18 protein-coding genes are annotated in these 18,882 nt (G+C 73.5%); 8 read left to right on the top strand and 10 right to left on the bottom strand.

Annotated elements, in window-relative coordinates:
* Nucleotides 1–85: 85 nt before the first annotated feature.
* Entirely contained in the window at nucleotides 86–1,027 is a 942-nt protein-coding gene (locus AC060K_RS20230) for a CAP domain-containing protein (protein WP_483767147.1), read from the bottom strand.
* Nucleotides 1,028–1,129: 102 nt separating this feature from the next.
* Between AC060K_RS20230 and AC060K_RS20225 the strand changes: the two genes are divergently transcribed.
* Genes AC060K_RS20225 through AC060K_RS20215 form a run of 3 tightly spaced genes read left to right on the top strand, consistent with a single transcriptional unit; the run spans nucleotide 1,130 to nucleotide 3,347 of the window.
* Nucleotides 1,130–2,173, top strand: a complete 1,044-nt coding sequence (locus AC060K_RS20225) for a metalloregulator ArsR/SmtB family transcription factor (protein ID WP_483767146.1) — start codon at nucleotides 1,130–1,132, stop codon at nucleotides 2,171–2,173.
* A gap of 17 nt (nucleotides 2,174–2,190) precedes the next feature.
* Nucleotides 2,191–2,604 (top strand): arsenate reductase ArsC, encoded by a 414-nt coding sequence (locus AC060K_RS20220; RefSeq protein ID WP_483767145.1) that lies wholly within the window; start codon nucleotides 2,191–2,193, stop codon nucleotides 2,602–2,604.
* Nucleotides 2,604–3,347, top strand: coding sequence for an aquaporin (locus AC060K_RS20215; protein ID WP_483767144.1), 744 nt, complete (start codon nucleotides 2,604–2,606; stop codon nucleotides 3,345–3,347). The genes AC060K_RS20220 and AC060K_RS20215 overlap by 1 nt, the downstream gene beginning before the upstream one ends.
* A gap of 70 nt (nucleotides 3,348–3,417) precedes the next feature.
* Here AC060K_RS20215 and AC060K_RS20210 read toward each other — a convergent pair whose 3' ends face one another.
* On the bottom strand, nucleotides 3,418–4,833 hold the full coding sequence (locus tag AC060K_RS20210; protein WP_483767143.1) for an MFS transporter: 1,416 nt from the start codon (nucleotides 4,831–4,833) through the stop codon (nucleotides 3,418–3,420).
* A gap of 134 nt (nucleotides 4,834–4,967) precedes the next feature.
* On the opposite strand from AC060K_RS20210, the gene AC060K_RS20205 reads away from it, so the two are divergent.
* Together AC060K_RS20205 and AC060K_RS20200 are read left to right on the top strand one after the other, a co-directional pair.
* Nucleotides 4,968–5,348: a winged helix-turn-helix transcriptional regulator gene (locus AC060K_RS20205; protein WP_483767142.1), complete on the top strand. Its 381-nt coding sequence runs from the start codon at nucleotides 4,968–4,970 to the stop codon at nucleotides 5,346–5,348.
* Nucleotides 5,349–5,479: 131 nt separating this feature from the next.
* Complete coding sequence (locus AC060K_RS20200) at nucleotides 5,480–6,613, top strand: AI-2E family transporter (RefSeq protein WP_483767141.1); 1,134 nt, start codon at nucleotides 5,480–5,482, stop codon at nucleotides 6,611–6,613.
* Here the strand turns inward: AC060K_RS20200 and cuyB are convergent.
* The 3 genes from cuyB to AC060K_RS20185 form a co-directional block, all read right to left on the bottom strand.
* Complete coding sequence (gene cuyB / locus AC060K_RS20195; RefSeq protein WP_483767140.1) at nucleotides 6,510–7,352, bottom strand: cysteate racemase; 843 nt, start codon at nucleotides 7,350–7,352, stop codon at nucleotides 6,510–6,512. The two genes, AC060K_RS20200 and cuyB, sit on opposite strands and share 104 nt — an antisense overlap.
* A complete protein-coding gene (locus AC060K_RS20190; RefSeq protein ID WP_483767139.1) occupies nucleotides 7,345–8,586 on the bottom strand; it encodes a carboxylate--amine ligase in 1,242 nt (413 codons plus the stop codon). Before AC060K_RS20190 ends, cuyB begins: the two co-directional genes overlap by 8 nt.
* Nucleotides 8,587–8,723: 137 nt before the next feature.
* Nucleotides 8,724–10,088: an FAD-binding oxidoreductase gene (locus AC060K_RS20185; protein WP_483767138.1), complete on the bottom strand. Its 1,365-nt coding sequence runs from the start codon at nucleotides 10,086–10,088 to the stop codon at nucleotides 8,724–8,726.
* A gap of 94 nt (nucleotides 10,089–10,182) precedes the next feature.
* Here AC060K_RS20185 and AC060K_RS20180 point away from each other — a divergent pair, with 94 nt between their 5' ends.
* Nucleotides 10,183–10,641 (top strand): MarR family winged helix-turn-helix transcriptional regulator, encoded by a 459-nt coding sequence (locus tag AC060K_RS20180; protein WP_483767137.1) that lies wholly within the window; start codon nucleotides 10,183–10,185, stop codon nucleotides 10,639–10,641.
* 139 nt (nucleotides 10,642–10,780) lie between these two features.
* On the opposite strand, the gene AC060K_RS20175 is transcribed toward AC060K_RS20180, so the two are convergent.
* Nucleotides 10,781–11,932, bottom strand: coding sequence for a lytic polysaccharide monooxygenase (locus tag AC060K_RS20175; protein ID WP_483767136.1), 1,152 nt, complete (start codon nucleotides 11,930–11,932; stop codon nucleotides 10,781–10,783).
* A 194-nt stretch (nucleotides 11,933–12,126) separates the two neighbouring features.
* Here AC060K_RS20175 and AC060K_RS20170 point away from each other — a divergent pair, with 194 nt between their 5' ends.
* The gene (locus AC060K_RS20170; RefSeq protein WP_483767157.1) at nucleotides 12,127–13,515 is read left to right on the top strand and encodes an MDR family MFS transporter; all 1,389 of its coding nucleotides are present in this window, start codon (nucleotides 12,127–12,129) and stop codon (nucleotides 13,513–13,515) included.
* A gap of 95 nt (nucleotides 13,516–13,610) precedes the next feature.
* Here the strand turns inward: AC060K_RS20170 and AC060K_RS20165 are convergent, their stop codons facing one another.
* On the bottom strand, nucleotides 13,611–14,066 hold the full coding sequence (locus AC060K_RS20165) for a helix-turn-helix domain-containing protein (protein WP_483767135.1): 456 nt from the start codon (nucleotides 14,064–14,066) through the stop codon (nucleotides 13,611–13,613).
* 63 nt (nucleotides 14,067–14,129) lie between these two features.
* Here AC060K_RS20165 and AC060K_RS20160 point away from each other — a divergent pair, with 63 nt between their 5' ends.
* Complete coding sequence (locus AC060K_RS20160) at nucleotides 14,130–15,056, top strand: NAD(P)/FAD-dependent oxidoreductase (RefSeq protein ID WP_483767134.1); 927 nt, start codon at nucleotides 14,130–14,132, stop codon at nucleotides 15,054–15,056.
* Between the two features lie 83 nt (nucleotides 15,057–15,139).
* Here AC060K_RS20160 and dnaG read toward each other — a convergent pair whose 3' ends face one another.
* From dnaG to AC060K_RS20145, 3 genes are all read right to left on the bottom strand, one after another.
* Complete coding sequence (gene dnaG / locus AC060K_RS20155; protein WP_483767133.1) at nucleotides 15,140–17,239, bottom strand: DNA primase; 2,100 nt, start codon at nucleotides 17,237–17,239, stop codon at nucleotides 15,140–15,142.
* A 63-nt stretch (nucleotides 17,240–17,302) separates the two neighbouring features.
* Nucleotides 17,303–17,653: a DUF8129 domain-containing protein gene (locus tag AC060K_RS20150; RefSeq protein WP_483767132.1), complete on the bottom strand. Its 351-nt coding sequence runs from the start codon at nucleotides 17,651–17,653 to the stop codon at nucleotides 17,303–17,305.
* A gap of 225 nt (nucleotides 17,654–17,878) precedes the next feature.
* Nucleotides 17,879–18,856: a helix-turn-helix domain-containing protein gene (locus AC060K_RS20145; protein ID WP_483767131.1), complete on the bottom strand. Its 978-nt coding sequence runs from the start codon at nucleotides 18,854–18,856 to the stop codon at nucleotides 17,879–17,881.
* Nucleotides 18,857–18,882 lie beyond the last annotated feature (26 nt).

Raw genomic sequence — 18,882 nt, 5'->3', positions numbered from 1 at the left:
CACGCTGTGGGTACACGAATGGTCGCCTTTCCGTGGGGGAAGGGCGACCATATGTGTACCCACAGCGGCCGGGGGCCGTGCGGGCTCAGCCCCAGCCGAACATCTGGGTCCAGACGAGGTCCACCTCGCCGACGCCGATCTCGCGGAAGTCGCAGTTCAAGATGTTCGCCCGGTGTCCCGGCGAGTCCATCCACGCCTTGACGACCGCCTCGGCGTCGCGCTGGCCGGCGGCGATGTTCTCGCCCGACGGGTTCGTGTAGCCCTGGGCCTTGGCCCGGTCCCACGGCGACCGCCCGTCGAGGCTCGTGTGGTCGAAGTAGTCCTGCGCCGCCATGTCCTCGCTGTGCAGGTGCGCAGCGGCGGTGAGCCTGTCGTCGACGGTCAGCGCCGGGCAGCCGGCCGCCGCACGCTCCGCGTTCGTCAGCTCGACGACGGCCGCGGCCGCGGCCGTGAGGACCCCCGGACCGACCTCGCCCGCAGGCGGCGATGCCGTCGGCGACGGGCCGGGTCGCGGCGAGCCGGGCTCGGGCGGCACGGTGGGCTCCGGTGACGCGGAAGCGCTCGGGCTGGGCGAGGGCGCGGCCGGCACCGCCACCACCGGGGCACCCACCTCGCCGGCGAAGTCGGCCGCTTCGTCGACCGACGCGGGGCCGGCCACGGCGTCGGGCACCACCTCCTCCGCGGGGCCCTCGGCGCCCACGACGCCCGGCTCCCGCTCGGGTCCGGGCCGCTCGCGCAGGCTGATGCCGACGATCCCACCGTCCCCGAACACCGGCAGAGCGGCGACCACGGGACCGAACGGGCCCGCCTGCTCCGGCGTGATACCGCCGGTGAGGGCGGCGACCGAGGCGCCGGTGGGAAGGCTGAGGAGGAGGGCGGAGACGGCGATCGCACCGGCTGACGCTCGCGGGAGCGACCGGGCGTGCCGCGCCCCGCCGTCCGACGGCGGATCGGCCGCGTGCCGAGCCCGGCCCCGCACCGGGGCAGGCCGGACCGCGTGGTGCCGAGGCATCCTGGGCGCGGGCATGCGGCGAGGCTAGCAGGCGTGACGTGCGACGTCAGTCCCCTGCGACGGGATCACCACCCGGCTGGGTAGGCGCGCTGCATCGACATGTGTCAACATAGATCCATGTCGATACAGGAGCCCTCGCAGGCCGGCGTCTCGTCGGCCGAGTCCCACGCGATCGGCCAGGACGCCGCAGCGACCATCGCCGCGACCCTGAAGGCCCTGGCCGACCCCCTCCGCCTCCGCATGCTGTCCGCGATCGCCTCCAGCTCGAGCGGCGAGTCGACGGTGGGCGAGCTCGCGACCCTGACGGACGTCTCACAGCCCACCGTCTCCCACCACCTGCGGGTGCTTCGCGAGATCGGCCTGCTCACCGCGGACCGTCGCGGCACGTGGGTCTGGTACCGCATCGACCCGGCGTACCGGGGCGCGGTGACCACGCTGCTCGAGCGGTTCGCACCGGCGGCCGTGGACGTGCACCAGGCGCCCCGGACCACCGGCCTGTCGAACGTCGAGCCCGCGCTCCGGCGGCTCGCCTCGTCGCTGGCGGAACGGTTCGCCGGGACGCCGGAGGCCGAGTGCCTGCGGGTCGTGCGCGAGTCGTACACGGCGCTCACCCGGCGCGGCGGCTCGGAGACGTATCTCGTGGCGCTGACCGAGCACTTCGCCCGCCAGCGCATCGTCGACGCCGCCAAGGCCGCGGCGCTGGAGACCGGCGGCGACCCGGTTGACCACAAGCCGCAGGTCCTGTTCGTGTGCGTGGCGAACGCGGGACGGTCGCAGCTGGCCGCTGCCCTGCTGCAGCACTACGCGGGCGACCGGGTGGTGGTCCGTTCGGCGGGCTCCGCGCCCGCCGCGGAGATCCACGCGAGCGTGCGCGCGATCCTCGAGCAGGTCGGCGACCCCGGCGCCGCCGACCTGGTCGACGACGTGACCCGCTTCTACCCCAAGCCGGTCACCGACGACGCGGTCCGCGCGGCCGACGTCGTCGTGACCATGGGCTGCGGCGACGCCTGCCCCGTGCTGCCGGGCAAGCGCTACGAGGACTGGGCGGTCGGCGACCCGGCCCTCGCCTCCCCCGCCGGCGTCGCGGCGATCCGCGACGAGCTCGACACCCGGGTCCGCGCTCTGCTGGCCGACCTGCTGCCCGCCCAGAACCAGCCCTGACCGACCCGAGGAGAACCATGAGCACCACCCCGTCCGCCCTGTTCGTCTGCGTCCACAACGCGGGCCGCTCCCAGATGGCCGCCGGTTTCCTGCGCGAGCTGTCGGGCGGCGCCGTCGAGGTGCGCTCTGCCGGGTCCATGCCCGCCGAGCAGGTCAACCCCACGGCCGTCGAGGCGATGCTCGAGAAGGGCATCGACATCCGCGGCGAGCAGCCCAAGGTGCTGACCACCGAAGCGGTCCAGGCGTCCGACGTGGTGATCACCATGGGCTGCGGCGACGCCTGCCCCATCTTCCCCGGCAAGCGCTACGAGGACTGGGCCCTGGCGGACCCGGCCGGCCAGGGCATCGAGGCCGTCCGCCCCATCCGCGACGAGATCGAGAAGCGCGTCCGCGCCCTCCTCGCCGAGCTCGGCGTGCAGCCGGTCGCCTGATGAGTGCGAGCGCACCGGCGGCCGTCGTCGGCCCGACGACGGCCGCCCCCGCCCGCCCGGCCCTCTGGCGCCGGGCCGTGGCCGAGGCTCTGGGTACCGGCCTCCTGGTCGCGATCGTCGTCGGCTCGGGCATCGCCGCCCAGCGGCTCTCCCCCGGCGACGTCGGGCTGCAGCTGCTGGAGAACAGCCTCGCGACCACGCTGGGCCTGGCGGTCCTGATCGCGGTGCTCGGGCCGGTGAGCGGCGCCCACCTCAACCCGGTCGTGACGCTCGTCGACCTCACCGACTCGCTCCTGGCCCGGCGCCGCGACCTCGCCCGCCCCCTGCCGGTGGACGCTGCCGCGTACGTCGGCGCCCAGGCGCTCGGCGCGATCGGCGGCGCGGTCCTGGCGAACGCCATGTTCGCCGCACCGACGTCGCTCGCCACCACCGAGCGTGCCACCCCCGGCACGCTGCTCGCCGAGGTGGTCGCGACCGCCGGGCTCGTCGTCGTGGTCCTCGGCCTGGTACGCACCGGCCGGGCCGCACTCGCCGCCCCGGCTGTGGGGGCCTATATCGGCGCGGCGTACTGGTTCACCTCGTCGACCTCGTTCGCCAACCCGGCCGTCACGGTCGGGAGGGTCTTCTCGGACACGTTCGCAGGGATCGCCCCGGCGTCCGTCGTCCCGTTCGTCGCTGCGCAGGTGGTCGGCGGAGCCGTCGGGCTGGCCCTGGCCGGGATGCTGTTCGCGCGGCACGACTGAGCCCGCTCTCCTGTCGAGGACGTTGAACCGACCCCGCGAGCCGGCCCAGCAGAACCGACCTACGCGGCAGCTACCACGCCCCGCGAGCAGCCGCACGGCGCCCCCGGATCCAGGCAGCCCCGCCGGTCAGCACCGCGAGCACCGCTGCCGCGGCGGGCACGACGAGCGCCCGCTGGTAGTCCGCGAGGGTCACGTCCCCGGCGGCGCCGCTGACCAGGACCGTCGTCACGGCGGACAGGCCGAGCGCTCCCCCGAACTGGAACGCGGTGTACACGACGCCGCCCGCGACACCGTGCTCCGACTCGTCGAGGCCGTCGGTGGCCGCGGCGGTGAGCGGCCCGTACACGAGGGCGAACGCCACAGCGACCAGGAGGAGCGAGGGCAGGAGGTCGAGGTAGGCCCAGTCGCCGTCGAGCCGTAGCGCCAGCAGGTACGACGCCGTGGCGGCAGCGAACCCGGCGGTCATGACGACGACGTTGCCGAACCGCTGGACGAGGCGCGGTGCGAGGAGCGGGGCGAGGACCAGGTCGGCACCCATGATCGCGAACGTGAGCCCGACCTCGAGCGGCGTCCAGCCCCGGAGCTCCTGGAGGTACAGCGTGAAGACGTACTGGAAGCCGAAGAACGCCCCCATGAACAGGAGCCCGGCGAGGCTCGCGTGAGCGAGGGTTCCCTCGCGCAGGAGCCGCAGGCGCACGAGCGGGTCGGCGGCACGGCGCTCGACGACGACGAAGCAGGCGAGGAGGACCGTCGCGACCACCAGGAGACCCACGCCCGTCGCGGTGATGCCGCGCTCCCCGCCGCTCACGAGCCCGAGCACCAGCGTCACCATCCCGGCGGTCACGGTGAGCGAACCGAGCACGTCGAAAGCGGCACGGGGTGCGTCGCGCGGCTCGTCGCGCCGGACGAGCCGGTGCGCGAGAGGCAGGAGGACCAGGCCGAGCAGGACCGGTGCGAAGAACACCCAGCGCCAGCTCACGCTCGTCAGGAGCCCGCCGACGACCATCCCGAGGGTGAACCCGGCGGCTCCCACAGCGCCGTAGATCGCCAGGGCGCGGTTCCGGGCGGCTCCTTCCGGAAAGCTGGAGGTGAGGATGCTGAACCCGGCAGGGGTCATGAAGGCCGCCGCGACGCCGGTCAGGAAGCGAGCACCGACCAGGAGCCACGGCTCGCTCGTCACGCCACCCACGGCCGACAAGCCGATGAACGCCACGAGCGCGGTCAGGAACACCCGTCGTCGTCCGACCAGGTCCGCCACGCGCCCGCCGAGGAGCATGAAGCCGGCGTAGCCCAGCGCGTACGCGCTGATGACCCAGTGCCCGTGGTTCAGGGCGAGTCCCACGTCCGCGCTGATCGCCGGCACGGCGACGTTGAGCATCGCGATGTCGATGCCCTCCAGGAACAGCGCGCCGCAGAGCACCAGGAGCAGGGCCCAGGAGGTGGCCGCGGAGGCGGGGGTGGTCGCGTGCGGGACGGTGGTCGTCACGGTGTCTCCCGAGATGAGGTGGCTGCCAGTTACTTCTTGTAACCATCCCGATCCTTGGGCACGATGGACGCATGGCGGAAGAAGGCACTTCAAAGTCACCAGGTGAGCCCGGGGGAACCGCCGAGGAATGCCCCGTGGACCGGTGGGACGCCTACCAGTGGGAGGTCCGGGAGGGCTGCGAGGTGCGCCAGATCCTGGACCGGGTCGCCGACAAGTGGTCGCTCCTGGTGATCTCCCTGCTCAAGGACCGCACGATGCGATTCAACGAGCTGCGCCGCGAGATCGACGGGATCAGCCAGCGGATGCTGACCGTGACGCTGCGCAACCTCGAGCGCGACGGCCTGGTCCGCCGCACCGTCCACCCCGAGGTCCCGCCGCGCGTCGAGTACCGGCTGTCGCCGCTGGGCGGCACCCTGCTCGGCACCATCGAGTCGCTCGTGGGGTGGACCGAGGCGCACCAGCAGGAGATCGCCCGCGCCCGGGCAGAGTTCGACGCCTCGGCGGCGATGGCGTAAGCGCGCCCGCACGCCGCGGCGCGCGGCCGAGCCCTCCGACGCCGCAGGTCGGACCCCGTTTGTGGCAGACGCTCGCTACCGCTAGGGTCCGGTCCGCCAAGGAGGCGGTAGACCAGCGTGGGGAGTGGGGCATGGCGACTGACTCGCCGACACCCGGGAACAGCACGGCATGGCTCCGGACGACCGGAGACCTGGCCTGGAGGCTCCTGGGCATCATCGCGGTGATCGCCGTGATCTTCTACGCCGTGGGGATGGTGCGGCTGGTCTTCGTCGCCGTGTTCCTGGCCTTCATGCTGACCGCCGTCCTCATGCCTCTGGGCAACCTCTACGACCGGGCGATGCCCCGCGGGCTCGCCACGCTCGCGTCGCTGCTGACCGCCGTCGTCGCCGTGGGCGGCCTGGGCACCTACGTGGTCACCTCGATCGTGGGCCGCTGGGACGAGCTCGTGGACGAGCTGGGGTCAGGCATCGAGGAGCTCGTCCCGCTCGTGCAGGGCCTCCCGTTCGCCGAACGGCTCGGCGACCCCCAGGACTGGCTGTCCAACGGCGGCGCCTGGGTCCAGGAGAACAGCGACACGCTCATGGGCAGCGCCCTGGCGAGCGCGGGCTCGGTCACGGAGGGGGTCACCGCCGTGGTCCTCGCCGTCTTCTGCACCGTGTTCTTCCTGTCCACCGGCAGCACGATGTGGCGGTGGTTCCTGGACCAGCTCCCGGCCACGGTCCGCGACCGCTGGCAGACCGCGGGCCGCGCCGGATGGGCCACGTTCTCCGGCTACACGCGCGGCATCTCGTTCGTCGCCCTGACCGACGCCGTGCTGGCAGGCATCTTCCTCACCATCGTGGGCGTGCCGCTCGCCCTGCCCCTGTCGGTGGTCGTCTTCATGGCGGCGTTCGTACCCATGGTGGGCCCGGTCGCCGCGATCGTGATCAGCTCCGTCGTGGCGCTCGCGGCGAACGGGCCCGGGACCGCGCTGATCGTCGCGATCGGGATGGTCGTGATCGCCCAGCTCGACGCGAACGTGCTCCAGCCGCTCATCACCGGCAAGCAGGTGTCCCTGCACCCCGTGGTGATGGCGCTCGTGGTGACCACGGGGACGGTGCTCTTCGGCCTGCTCGGCGCGGTCGTGGCCGTGCCGCTCTCGGCCGTCACCTGGGCCGCGTTCAGCGCCCTGCGGCGAGCGGCACGACAGGACGGGGCGCCGTCGGAGCCCCAGCCGGAACCGCGGCCGGAACCCGAGCCCGAACCCGCCGCCCTGCCCGCGTGATCGTCTCGCGCGCCAGCACGTCGAGCGAGTCCAGGTAGAGCGGGTCGTCGAGCAGCCCGTGGTCCGCGGCGACCACCGAGAGCTCGGTGCAGCCGAGGACCACCACGGCGGCGCCGCGGTCCGCCAGGCGCTCGGCGACCCCCCGCAGGGCCTCCACGTCCACCGGCCTGCCGGCCTTGACCTGGTCGTAGATGACCGCCGAGACGATCTCCTGGTCGGCGACGTCCGGCTCCAGGACCTTCACCCGGTGCCGGGCGAACGCGTCGGCGTACACCCCCGAGGACACCGTGCCCTCCGTCGCGAGCACCCCCACCGTGGTCAGCCCGGGCACCCGGTCGCAGGCCGCGGCGACGACCGCCTCGACGATCGAGACGAACGCGACCGAGACGGCGTCGGTCACGTGCCGTGTGAAGTAGTGGGCCGTGTTGCACGGCATCACGAGGAACGACACGCCGAACGCCTCCAGCCGCCGGGCGTCCCGTGCGAGCACCGGGCCGGGGTCCACGGCGGAACGGCCGAGCACGAAGTCCGTCCGGTCCGGGATCGTCGCGTGGTTGAGGACCACGAGGTCCACGTGGTCCTGGTCACGCTCGGCCTCGGTGAGGCGCACCACGAGCTCGAGGAAGTAGGCGGTGGCGAGCGGCCCTACCCCCCCGATCACACCGACGGGCGGCATCTCCACCAGACCGCCGGCCGGATCGGCGCCGCCCGCCGCCCTGAGGACGGACGCGTCAGGCACTGGCCGCCTCGGCCGCCTGCGGGTAGTGCTGCGCGAACGTCCGCACCTGGTTGAGCTCGGCCGCCCGGACCCAGACGTCACGCTTGGGCGAGCGGTCCCGGTCGTACTTGAGCGGGTGGACCACCTTGCGGACCATCTTGAGCGCGGCACGGTCCGCCGGGCTGCTCACGTACTGGTCGAGGAGGAAGGACGGCACGATCCGGTACAGCACCGACATGGGCTCCACCGCGGGGTAGGCCCCGCCCTGGAGGTGCTCCCCCACCCAGAACATCGCGGGGTTGATGCCGCTCCCGGTCAGGTAGTAGTTCGAGCGGCCGGTCCGCGGGTTGAGCTCGAAGAAGTAGCCCACGCCGGTCCGCGGGTCCACCTTGATGTCGAAGTTGGCGAAGCCCGTCCAGCCGAGGTGCTCCACCAGCCGGCGCGCGTCCGCCTCCACCTGGGGCAGCGCACGGGTCAGGATCGCCGCCGGGTTGCCGAGCGTGCCGGGCGTGTGCTCCTCGAGGAGCACCTGCCCGCCCCACGCCATCTGCACCTGGCCGGCCCGGTCCGAGTACGTGGTCATGATGCGCATCTGGGAGTCGTCCCCGGGCACGTACTCCTGGACGATGAACACACCGCCGTACCCGGCGGCCCCTGCCGCGGACAGCAGCCACTCGAGCTGGCTGCGCTCGGTGAGCAGGTGCACCTTGCGCTTGCCCGCGAACTGGGTGTGGTGCCACGCCACGTTGTCGCCCGGCTTGGCGATGACGGGGAACTGCAGGTCCAGGTCGCCCACAGGTTCGCCGCCCAGGCGGGTCGCCGTCCTGGGGTGCGGGACGCCGATCTCGGCACACAGCTCCGAGAACCGCTGCTTGTCCATCACGCGGTCGAGGAGGTCCACGGTGGTGTAGGGCACCACGACGAGGTCCTCGAGCCGGGCACGGTGCTCGGACAGCGCCCGGACGTACCAGTCGACGCAGGTCACGACGATGGCCGGACCGGAGCCCGCCTGGGCGAGGCGGCGGATCGTCGCCACCATCACGTCGGGGTCGTCGAGCCCCGGCTCGACCACGTTCGTGAGGATGGTGGAGAACTGCACGTTCCGGGTGGGCCGGATCGTCACGACCGACGACCTGACGCCGTACGCCTCGTGGAACGCCCGGGCGAGGCTGTACGCGCCGGAGTCGCCACCGAGGATGATGGCGTGGACTGGGGTCTGGCCAGGCACGAGACCTGGGGGGAGGTGGCTGCTCACGACGATATTGACGCATGTGGCACACCGAACGTTGTCCAGAATGCGGGTGAAATTGGACCCTCAGCGGGCGAGATCCTGTTGCGTGACTCAGGCTGAGAGTTTGCGCAACATCGACCCGCCCGCTGCGGTCCTTGTCGTCACCCCGGCAGCACGTTGTGGTTGGAGCGGAACACGTTCCCCGGGTCGTAGTCCCGCTTGACCCGGGCGAGCCGGGCGAGCGTGGCCGCCGGGTACGCGGCGCGGATGTCCGCGTCGTCGGCCCCCGACATGAAGTTCACGTAGCCGGCGTCCCCGAGACCGAGATCCCTGGCCGTCTCCTCGACCCAGACCCGCCCGAGCGATGCGGTGGCCGCGTCCGGCGCCGTCGAGGCGATGGTCAGCATGTGCTCGTATCCCCGGTGGGCGAACGCCGTCGCGTCGGACGGCACACGCGCGATCGCGCCACCCATGGTCCGGAGGTTGAGCACCGCCGGGGCGGGCGGCGCCTGCTCCACCCGCGCGAGCGCCGCGGCGGCCCACTCCTCGTCCGGCGTGCCGACGAAGCCCGTGCGGGTCGCCGCGTGCAGGCCCGCGAGCTGGGGCCCTCCGGTGAACAGCGCGGGGTACGGCTGCCCCGCCACGGTGTCCACGACCGGCGTACCGAGGGCCCGGAACGGCGCCAGGGCCGCCTCGGCACCGGCGGGCGCGCCCGAGTGGCAGAGCAGCAGCATCACGACCAGCCGCCCGTGCACCTCCGCCGGGAGGAACGGCAGGGGCGGTGCCTTCATCACGTTGACCATGCCGCTCAGCTCGTCGGGCGCCGACGACGCCGCAGCGAGCGCCCCTGCGACGACGGCGGGCGTGGCGGCGAAGGCGAGCATCCCTCCGGTGATCACCGGAGTCTCCCGGAGCCGCAGCTCGAGCCTCGTGACGACGCCGAAGTTGCCGCCGCCTCCGCGCAGCGCCCAGAACAGGTCGGGGTGCTCCTCGGCGTCGGCCCGGACCTGCGTCCCGTCGGCGAGGACCACCTCGGCCGCGAGCAGGTTGTCGATGGTGAGCCCGTCGCGACGCCCGAGGAAGCCGATGCCGCCACCGAGCACGAGGCCGGCGATGCCGACCGAGCCCGTGTCACCGAAGGGCGTGGCGAGCCCGTGCGCGCCGGCGGCATCGGTGTAGGCCCCGGCCAGCACCCCGCCCTGGGCCGACCCGACCCCGGCGGCCGGGTCGATCGCGACGGCGTCCATGAGGCGCAGGTCGAGCACGAGGCCGCCGTCGACGACGCCGTGCCGGGCATAGCTGTGCCCGCCCGCCCGGACCCCGACCGGCAGGCCGTGCTCGGCGGCGACCGCGAGCGCCGCGGCGACCTCGCCCGCGTCGACGGGCCGCACGACGGCGGCCGGGGTGCGAGCGGGCCCCACGAACGTCACGGCCGCGCGGCCTTCGAAGTCCTCGCTGCCCGCGACGTGCAGCCGCTCCCCGAAGGTCTTCTCCAGCTCGCGGGCTGCCTGGTCGATCGTGCTCATCCCTGCCTCCAGTGTGAGTTGTGGCTCCGCCCGAAACCTTAGGCGTCTAATCGTTAGATGTCTACGGTTGAGGCTCAGCACGTACGCTCGGATCATGGAACCGGGCGCGAACCTCCCCGTGGCAGCCGTGCTGTGGCACACGGTGCAGCGCATCACGCGCGCCTTCGACAAGGCCCTCGCCGAGCACGGCGGGAGCCGTCCCGTGTGGTTCATCCTCGTCGCCCTGCACTCCGGCGCCACCGCGACGCAGCGCGAGCTGGCGTCGGCGGTAGGCCTGCGCGAGGCGACGCTCACCCACCACCTCCGGGCTCTGGAGGACCGCGGCATCATCACGCGGCACCGCGACCCGGGGAACCGGCGCGTCCAGCTCATCACCGTCACACCCGAGGGCGAGGCCCTCTTCCAGGTGCTGCGCGCCACGGCGCTCGAGTTCGAGCAGGACCTGCGGCGGGCGGTCGGCGCGGACGAGCTCGCCGCCCTGCGCGCCACCCTGGCGAAGCTGTCCGACGCCGTGCCGTCGGACGGCACGCCGGTCACGGTGCCCTTCGACTAGGCCGCGACGCCGAGGTACGGCACGACGACGCCGAGGGAGTGAGCTCGTCCGGTCGGTCCCCGCAGCTGCTGCGGGGCCCGGCCGGACGAGCGCACTCCCTCGGCGCTCTCTTCTGCGACTCTGTGGCGTCAGGCCAGGATCAGCCGATGGTGCAGGGCGTCCCGTTCAGCGTGGCGCCCGTGGGCGTGCGCGGCACGCCGTTGCCGTTGAAGCCGAACGAGGCCGTGCCGTGGTGGGCGATCGTCCCGTTCCAGGCCGCGGCCGAGAACGTCGCCGTGGAACCGGACTGGGCATACGTGCTGTTCCACGACTGGGCGACCGTCTCACCGTTGGCGAACTGCCAGCGGAGCTGCCAGTTGTTCACGGGGCTCATCGAGTCGTTGTGGATCGTCACCGCCGCCGTGAAGCCGCCGTTCCAGGTGGTGGACAGGGTGTAGTCGACGGAGCACTGACCCGGTGCCGGGGTGGGGGTCGGCGTGGGGGTGGGGGTCGGCGTCGGTGTCGGGGTGGGCGTCGGCGTGGGGGTCGGGGTCGGGGTCGGCGTCGGCGTCGGGGTGGGCGTCGGGGTGGGGGTCGGCGTCGGCTGCCCGCCGCCCTGCCCGAAGATCACGTCGGAGCAGTTGTAGAACGCCTCGGGGCTGTCCGACCGGGTCCAGACCGAGTAGATGATGTGGCGCCCCGACTTGTTCGGCAGGGTGACGTTCCAGTAGTACTCGTCGCCCTGCGGTCCGCCGCTCCGCAGCGGCGGGTTCGTCACGGAGTTGAACGGCGCGGGCTCGAGGTCGCTCCACTTCAGCGGCTGCGTGGGGTCCCAGCCGTCGCGGGTCACGTACTGGTCCCAGCGGCCCGGGTGCTTCGCCCAGGCGTTGTACTGGAAGGTGACGGTCGAGCCCGGGGTGAGCGTCGTCGTCGGCCACTGCGTGCTGGCGCGGCGAGCGCCCGAGAAGGTCTCCAGCGGACCGCAGAGGTTGCCGTCGGGGACCACTTCGCGGTGGCGACCGCCGGCGTTGCTGAGCAGGTTGCCGAACCAGTTGTAGAACGGGTAGTTGCCGTTCTCGGCCAGCATGGCCTGGCACATCGGGTTCTGCGGGTTGAGCCCGCCGCCCGTGCCGTTCTGCACACCGTCGACGTAGCACGCGTAGGTGCGGGTCGCGGGGAACGTCATGGCGCCGTGCGCGTAGGCGGCTTCTGGTTCGGGCTGGGTGACGACCAGCGCCACCGCGGCCAGGAGCCCGGCAGCGGCGAGGACCGCCACCGTCCGGGCCGCTTTGAGGGTCTTGGCGAGGAACACGTCCAACTCCTTCGTCGGAGAGATCGGGGGCGCCTCGATGGTGGGATCCGGGGCCGCGGACCCACAACGCTGTGTAACGTTTAGGCGGTTCCGGAATATGTGATGCCCTGGGCAATCTTGTAGGTGACGTGCCTCACGAACCACGGTCCGGGATCGGCCTGCGCTCCGAGCGCGGCCAGATCCTCGTCTCCCTGATGCTCGCCACCTCCCTGGTGGCCCTCGACTCGACGATCATCGCCACGGCGTCGACGGCGATCGCGCGGGACCTCGGCGGGTTCGCGCAGGTGCCCTGGCTGTTCTCCGCCTACATGCTGGCGCAGGCGGTCTCGGTGCCGATCTACGGGCGCCTCGCCGACGTGCTGGGGCGCAAGCGCATGATGCTCGTCGGCATCGGGCTGTTCCTCGTCGGCTCGATCCTGTGCGGGGCCGCGTGGTCCATGACCGCGCTGATCCTCGCGCGCGTGGTCCAGGGCCTGGGCGCGGGCGCCGTGCTCCCCATGTCCATGACGATCACGAGCGACGTCTTCTCGCTGGAGGAGCGGGCCCGCACGCAGGGGTACCTGGCCTCGGTGTGGGCGATGTCCGCGGTGGTCGGGCCCACGCTCGGTGGCGTCTTCTCGCAGTTCGTGAGCTGGCGGTGGATCTTCTGGATCAACATCCCCCTGTGCCTCCTGGCCGCCGGCATGCTGTGGGTCCGGTTCCAGGAGGCCCGGCGCGAGGGCGCGCGGGAGCCGATCGACGTCGTCGGCGCCGTCCTGCTGACCGGGGGCAGCACGCTCCTCGTGCTCGGCCTGCTGGAAGGCGGCAGCGCCTGGGCCTGGGCCTCGCCCGCGTCGGTCGGGATCTTCGCCGGCTCGGCGGTGCTGCTCACGGCGTTCGTGCTCGTCGCACGCCGGGTGAGCCACCCGATCTTCGACCTGTCGCTCCTGCGGCGACGTCTCGTCGCCGCGACCACCGCGGGATCGCTCGTGATCGGGGTCGTGACCCTGGGGCTGTCCACCTACGTGCCCGTCTACGCGCAGGAGGTGCTCGGCGTCGGCGCGCTCGTCGCCGGGTTCGCGCTGGCCGCCCTCACGCTCGGCTGGCCGCTGACGGCGTCGTTCGCCGGGCGGGTCTACCTGAGGATCGGCTTCCGCTCGACCGCCCTCATCGGCTCCACGATCGTCATCACGGGCGCGGCCCTCACCCTCCTCCTCGGGACGGGCTCCGAGATCTGGCACGTGGCCGTGTTCTGCTTCGTGATCGGCGCCGGGATGGGCCTCACCGCCGTGCCCACCCTCATCGCCGCCCAGACCAGCGCCGCCTGGGGCGAGCGCGGGGCCGTCACCAGCACCAACATGTTCGCGCGCTCGCTCGGGTCGGCGGTGGGCGTCGCGGTGTTCGGCGCGATCGTCAACGCCCACACGGTCATCGGCGCCGACGGCACCCCGGAGGGCCCTGGGATGGCCCACGCGATGCACCTCGTCTTCTGGGGGGTGCTCATCAGCGCCGTCGTGCTGCTGGGCGCGGTCGCGCTCATGCCGCGGGACCGGCCCGTGGACGCTCCGGCGGCGGGGACGGTACCGGACCGCGCGGCCGCCTGAGGGCCGGCTTCCCCGAGAACAACATTGCGCAGGCAACCAGGTCCGGTTGCCTGCGCAATGTTGTTCTCGGCGGGCGGGAGCCACGCGCCCAGGGCTCAGAGGGAGCCCGAGGGCAGCCGCTCGCGTACGTGGGCGAACGTCGTCGTGCCGTCGATCAGGTCCTGGACGTGCGCGCGAAAGCCCGGGCACGTCGCGATGTCGTGGGCCCGGCACTGCAGCGCATGGAGGGTCATCTCGCGCGAGAGGGCCATCTCGGCCATGCGCCGGTCGAGATCGTCGACGTGCGCCTGGAGGACCTGGTGCCGGTCGGCGGCTCCGGCGTCGAGCATCACGCGGATCTGCTCGAGGCTCATGCCCGCGGCCTTGCTCCGCAGGATGACGCCGACGCGCACCGCGTCGTCCGGGCTGTAGCGGCGCCGGCCGGCGGCGTCGCGCGCGGGCTGGAGGAGGCCCTCGTCCTCCCAGTACCGCAGCACGTGGGTCTCGAGACCGAACCGGCGGGCCGTCTCGCCCACGGACCAGCGCGGCTGGTACGGATCGCTTGACTTCATGTCAACATGAAGTCACATGCTGGCGGGGTGACGCAAGCACGCCCCCACGATCGGAGACCACCGATGCCCATGACCACCTACGACACCGTCGTGATCGGCGGCGGCCCCGCCGGCCTGCAGGCGGCGCTGACCCTCGGCCGCATGCACCGCAGCGCGCTGCTGCTCGACTCCGGCGAGTACCGGAACGCCCCCGCCGAGCACCTGCACAACTTCGCGACCCAGGACGGGACGCCGCCCGCCGAGTTCCGGGCCGCCGCCCGGGCCGACCTCGCGGCCTACGACACCGTCGAGCTCCGCGACACCCCCGCGACCGCCGTCGCCCAGGACGGCGACGGCTTCCGCATCGACCTCGGCGACGGCACGGTCGTCGCGTCCCGGACCCTCGTCCTGGCGACCGGCGTGGCGGACACCCTGCCCGACCTTCCCGGGCTCGCACCCCTCTTCGGCACCGTGGCCGCCACATGCCCGTACTGCCACGGCCACGAGTTCTCCGGCACGCACGTGGCGGTCCTCGGCAGCGGTCCGCACGTTGCCCGCGTGGCCCTGCTGGTGGAGCGCATCGCGAGCCGCCGCACGGTCCTCACCGACGGCGGCGAGCTCGAGCCCGCGACCCGCGCAGTCCTGGAACGTGCCGGGGTGGCCGTGCGGCACGAGCCCGTCAAGGGCGTGTACCGCAGCGCGACCGGCGCGACCGTCTCGTTCGAGGACGGCCCCGACGAGGAGGTGGGCGGGCTGTTCGTCGCGGGGACCTTCGCGCAGCGCGCACCGTTCGCGGAGCAGCTCGGGCTGTCCCTGCTGCCCTCGGGCTGTGTCGAGGTGGACGTCATGGGCCGCACGAGCGTGCCGGGCGTCTTCGCCGCCGGCGACATGGCACACACCCCGGCCACGCCGATGCCGATGGCGTCCGTGCTCACGGCGGCGGCGTCGGGCCTCGTCGCCGCCGTGTCGGCGGACGGCGCGCTGCTGAGCCGGGACCACGACCTGACGTAACCGCTGCCGGTGTCCCCGCCAGACTGCTTCCAGGGCCGCCTGACACCCGTTACGCGGACCTGGAAGCAGTCTGGCGCGTGCGTCTACGCGCTCTCGCGCAGCGTCCGCCGCTCGTTCTCGATCGCCAGCAGGTCGGCGAACGCCGCCTGGTACGCCTCGAGGTCGGCCGGGTCCAGCCGCTGCAGCCGGCTCCGCGCGTCGGCGATGCGGCGCGTGAGCCCCAGGTCGACCACCCTTCGGACGATCCCCGCCACGAACCCGGGGATCGCGGCCTCCCGGTCCTCGGGCAGCGGGACCACCGACAGCTCCGTCACGAGGTCGCGCACCGTCTCGGGTGCCTCCTCCGACACCGCGGCCACCCACTGCGCACCGCCCACCGCGCGCCCCGCCGTCGCTCCCCCGGCCGCCCGGATCGCGGCATGCACGGCCCGCCAGGCGGGCACGTGGAACGCGGTGTCGTCCAGCGTGTCGAACACCTCCGGCACATGCTGCGGGAACTGCAGCACCGCCACGAGCGCCAGGCGCTCGGCGCTCGTCACGGGGTCGCGCAGGTCGGGCCGCGGCAGACCCGTCCCAGGTCCCCCGCCCGTTTCCGCGAGGCCGGGGCCCGACGCCGGCCGCTCGCCCGGGCGCACCCTCTCACCTCGGTCGTCCCACCGGTCGGCAGCGCCACCGTCACGCTCTCGCCCCGGGCCCGCCCCACGCCCGGGGGGCGTCGACGCCCGGCCGGCCGCACCGCCGTCGTACCCGCTCTCGCGCCCCGCGCCCGGCCGACCGCCGTCGCGTCCCGGCCTGCCGCCGTCCGCCACCCGGACCGGCGTGGCCGACGCCCGCTGCACCTCCCGGACCACCGCCCTCTCGTCGGTGCCGATCCAGCCCGCGAGGAGGCGCGCGTACTCCGGGCGCAGCGCGGAGTCACGGATGCCCGCGATGACCGGGGCGGCCGCGCGCAGGGCGCCCACGCGGCCCTCGGCCGTGTCGAGGTCGAAGCCCGCGAGGGTGGTGCGGATGACGAACTCGAAGAGCGGCACACGGCCGTCCACCAGGGCACGGACACCCTCCGGGCCCTTCGCCATGCGGAGGTCGCACGGGTCCATGCCGCTGGGCTCGACGGCGACGAACGTCTGCGCGAAGAAGCGCTGGTCCTCGCCGAACGCGCGCACGGCGGCCTTCTGACCGGCCGCGTCGCCGTCGAAGGTGAAGATGATCTCTCCGCCCAGGGACGTGCCCGACCGCAGCTGCAGACCACCCCCCGACGCCGTGTCGCCGAGCAGGCGGCGCACCACCTTGGCGTGGTCCGGGCCGAACGCCGTACCGCACGTGGCCACCGCCGTCGTGACCCCGCTCAGGTGCGCGGCCATCACGTCGGTGTAGCCCTCGACCACGACGATGCGCTTGTCGCGTGCGATGTCGCGCTTGGCAAGGTCGATCCCATAGAGCACCTGCGACTTCTTGTACAGGGTGGTCTCGGGCGTGTTCAGGTACTTGGGGCCCTGGTCGTCCTCGAAGAGGCGGCGGGCGCCGAAGCCGATCACCGCACCCGTCACGTCCCGGATGGGCCACACGAGACGGCCGCGGAAGCGGTCGTACGAGCCGCGCTGCCCCTGGCTCATCAGGCCCGACGCCACCAGCTCCGCCTGCGAGAACCCGCGACCCAGCAGGTGCTTCTGCAGGGAGTCCCAGCCCTTGGGCGCGAACCCCACGCCGAACCGCTCGGCGTCCGTGCGCTCGAAGCTGCGCTCCGCCAGGAACGTCCGCGCTGCGGCCGCGCCCGGACCCATGAGCTGCTCGGCGTAGAACTCGGCGGCCACGCGGTGCGCGTCGAGCAGGCGCTGGCGCTTGCCGGGCTCCTCGCGGGGGCGCTGCGGCCCGCCGTCGTCCTCGTAGCGGAGCTGTACGCCAGCCTTGCCCGCGAGATGCTCCACCGCCTCGGTGAAGCCCATCCCGTCGATCTTCATGACGAACGAGATGACGTCGCCGCCCTCGCCGCAGCCGAAGCAGTGGTACCTGCCCACGCTGGGACGGACGTTGAAGCTGGGGCTCCGCTCGTCGTGGAACGGGCACAGCCCCACCAGGGCGCCCACGCCCGCGGGCTTGAGCGTGACATGAGCGGACACGATCTCCTCGATCCGCGCGCGCTCGCGGACGGTGTCCACGTCCTCGCGCCGAATCAGTCCTGCCACGTGGGTGAGTCTAGGCGTCGGCGGGCCGCGCGGACGCCTCCACGGCCGTGACCTGTGGAACGTTCAGCGCTCGGGGGTGCCGCCCCGCGGGACCCCGTGCGGCGGGGGCACCACCGGCGGGCCCTGGGTCTCCGGCGACACGGTGCTGCCGCCCGGCACACCCTCCCGCCCCGGGGCGGGCGCGGCCGGGTCGCCCTCGGACGGCACCGCACCGGAGCGCAGCTCGCTGAGCCGCTGCTCCAGCACCGTCACGACCGGCAGGCGGTCGCCGTGAGCCCGCTCGTACTCGAGGATCCGCTCGATCGCGGGAGCATCGAGGGAACGGACGCGGTGGGCGAGCGTTCCCACGTTCAGGTGGTCGTAGTCGGGCAGCGGCAGGTCGTCACGGGTGGGCGTGCTCTGGTCGTCCGTCATGGTCGTCCCTCCGCCGGGCGCCGCCCTGCGCGGCGCCGTTCCCCTCGACCGTAGGCAGGCCCGGAGCGGCCCGCATCAGCGGCCGGGGGCGCCGCCCGCGTGTTCGGCAATTCGGTGCGTGTTCGGCAGTTCGAACTGCCGAACACGCACCGAATTGCCGATCACGCGCACAGCCGCCGGCAGGCACAGCCGGCGTCAGCACACCCGCCGGCAGCCCAGCCGCCCTCAGGCCGGCGTCAGCGACGCCCCGCAGCGGCGGGCGTACGCCGCCGGGGTGTGGCCCGTCGCCCGGGCGAAGTCCGTGCAGAAGTGCGCCTGGTCGTAGTACCCCACCTCCGCGGCCAGCTCCGCCAGGTCGCGGGCAGGGTCGCGGGCGAGGAGGTCGGCGGCGAGGTGCACACGGTGGCGCTGCAGCACCCACTTGGGGCCCACGCCGACCCAGTCGGCGAACAGCCGCTGCAGGGACCGCGGCGTGGTCCCGAGGGCGGCGGCCAGCCCCGCGACCGGCTCCGCCGGCCCCAGCGAGCGGAGCGCCGCGAACGCCTCCGTCACCCGGGCGAGCGCCGCGACCCCGGCCGGGGTCCGGTTCCGCTCGGCGGCCTCCCGGAACAACGGTGTCAGGTGCCCGACGGCGGCCTCCGCCCGCCCGGCCGCCGCCTCGGCAACCGCCTGAACCGACACCAGTGCCAGCGTCGGCTCAGGCTCCCGCCCGGCCGCCGACACCCGCCCGGCCGCCGCCGACACCCGCACCGACGCCCCCGCCGCCCCCGCCGCCGACGCCCGCACCGGCACCGACGCCGCCGCCACCCCCGGCGGCCGCGCCCCCAGGAACCGTTCCGCCGGGATCACCTCGCCCCGCCGCCCGGCGTCCGGGAGCCCGGCGAGGACGCGCAGCGCGCCGGGCCGGAGCTTGGTGCCCACCACCCCGCCGGCCCCGGTCAGCGTGCGTTCGAAGAGACCCGCCGGCATGGCGTGGGCGGCGAAGACCTGGGCCTCCGCCACCACGTTGGCGCACGGGTGCGGCACCACCACCTGCGTGAACGCGACGCCCGGCGGGAGGTCCCACGTGATGACCCAGTGCCACTCGACCAGGTCCGCCAGGTCCGCCACGGGGGCCAGCCGCGTCAGGCTGAAGTGCTGCCGCGCCGCCCCGGGGTCGACGATGCCGAGCGTGCTGCGGGGCGGCACCTCGGGATCGAACACGTGTCGCATTCTTCCAAGACCTCAGA

Source organism: Antribacter sp. NEAU-D49, assembly GCF_057158775.1.
The sequence above is the reverse complement of the archived record's forward strand: the minus strand, read 5'-3'. Positions and strand labels throughout refer to the sequence as shown.

Excerpts from the sequence above, each read along its gene's own strand:
- AC060K_RS20230 (WP_483767147.1), bottom strand. The coding sequence starts at position 1,027 with ATGCCCGCGCCCAGGATGCCTCGGCACCACGCGGTCCGGCCTGCCCCG.
- AC060K_RS20225 (WP_483767146.1), top strand. The coding sequence starts at position 1,130 with ATGTCGATACAGGAGCCCTCGCAGGCCGGCGTCTCGTCGGCCGAGTCC.
- AC060K_RS20220 (WP_483767145.1), top strand. The coding sequence starts at position 2,191 with ATGAGCACCACCCCGTCCGCCCTGTTCGTCTGCGTCCACAACGCGGGC.
- AC060K_RS20215 (WP_483767144.1), top strand. The coding sequence starts at position 2,604 with ATGAGTGCGAGCGCACCGGCGGCCGTCGTCGGCCCGACGACGGCCGCC.
- AC060K_RS20200 (WP_483767141.1), top strand. The coding sequence starts at position 5,480 with ATGGCGACTGACTCGCCGACACCCGGGAACAGCACGGCATGGCTCCGG.
- AC060K_RS20185 (WP_483767138.1), bottom strand. The coding sequence starts at position 10,088 with ATGAGCACGATCGACCAGGCAGCCCGCGAGCTGGAGAAGACCTTCGGG.
- AC060K_RS20180 (WP_483767137.1), top strand. The coding sequence starts at position 10,183 with ATGGAACCGGGCGCGAACCTCCCCGTGGCAGCCGTGCTGTGGCACACG.
- AC060K_RS20170 (WP_483767157.1), top strand. The coding sequence starts at position 12,127 with ATGCTCGCCACCTCCCTGGTGGCCCTCGACTCGACGATCATCGCCACG.
- AC060K_RS20165 (WP_483767135.1), bottom strand. The coding sequence starts at position 14,066 with ATGAAGTCAAGCGATCCGTACCAGCCGCGCTGGTCCGTGGGCGAGACG.
- AC060K_RS20160 (WP_483767134.1), top strand. The coding sequence starts at position 14,130 with ATGCCCATGACCACCTACGACACCGTCGTGATCGGCGGCGGCCCCGCC.
- AC060K_RS20150 (WP_483767132.1), bottom strand. The coding sequence starts at position 17,653 with ATGACGGACGACCAGAGCACGCCCACCCGTGACGACCTGCCGCTGCCC.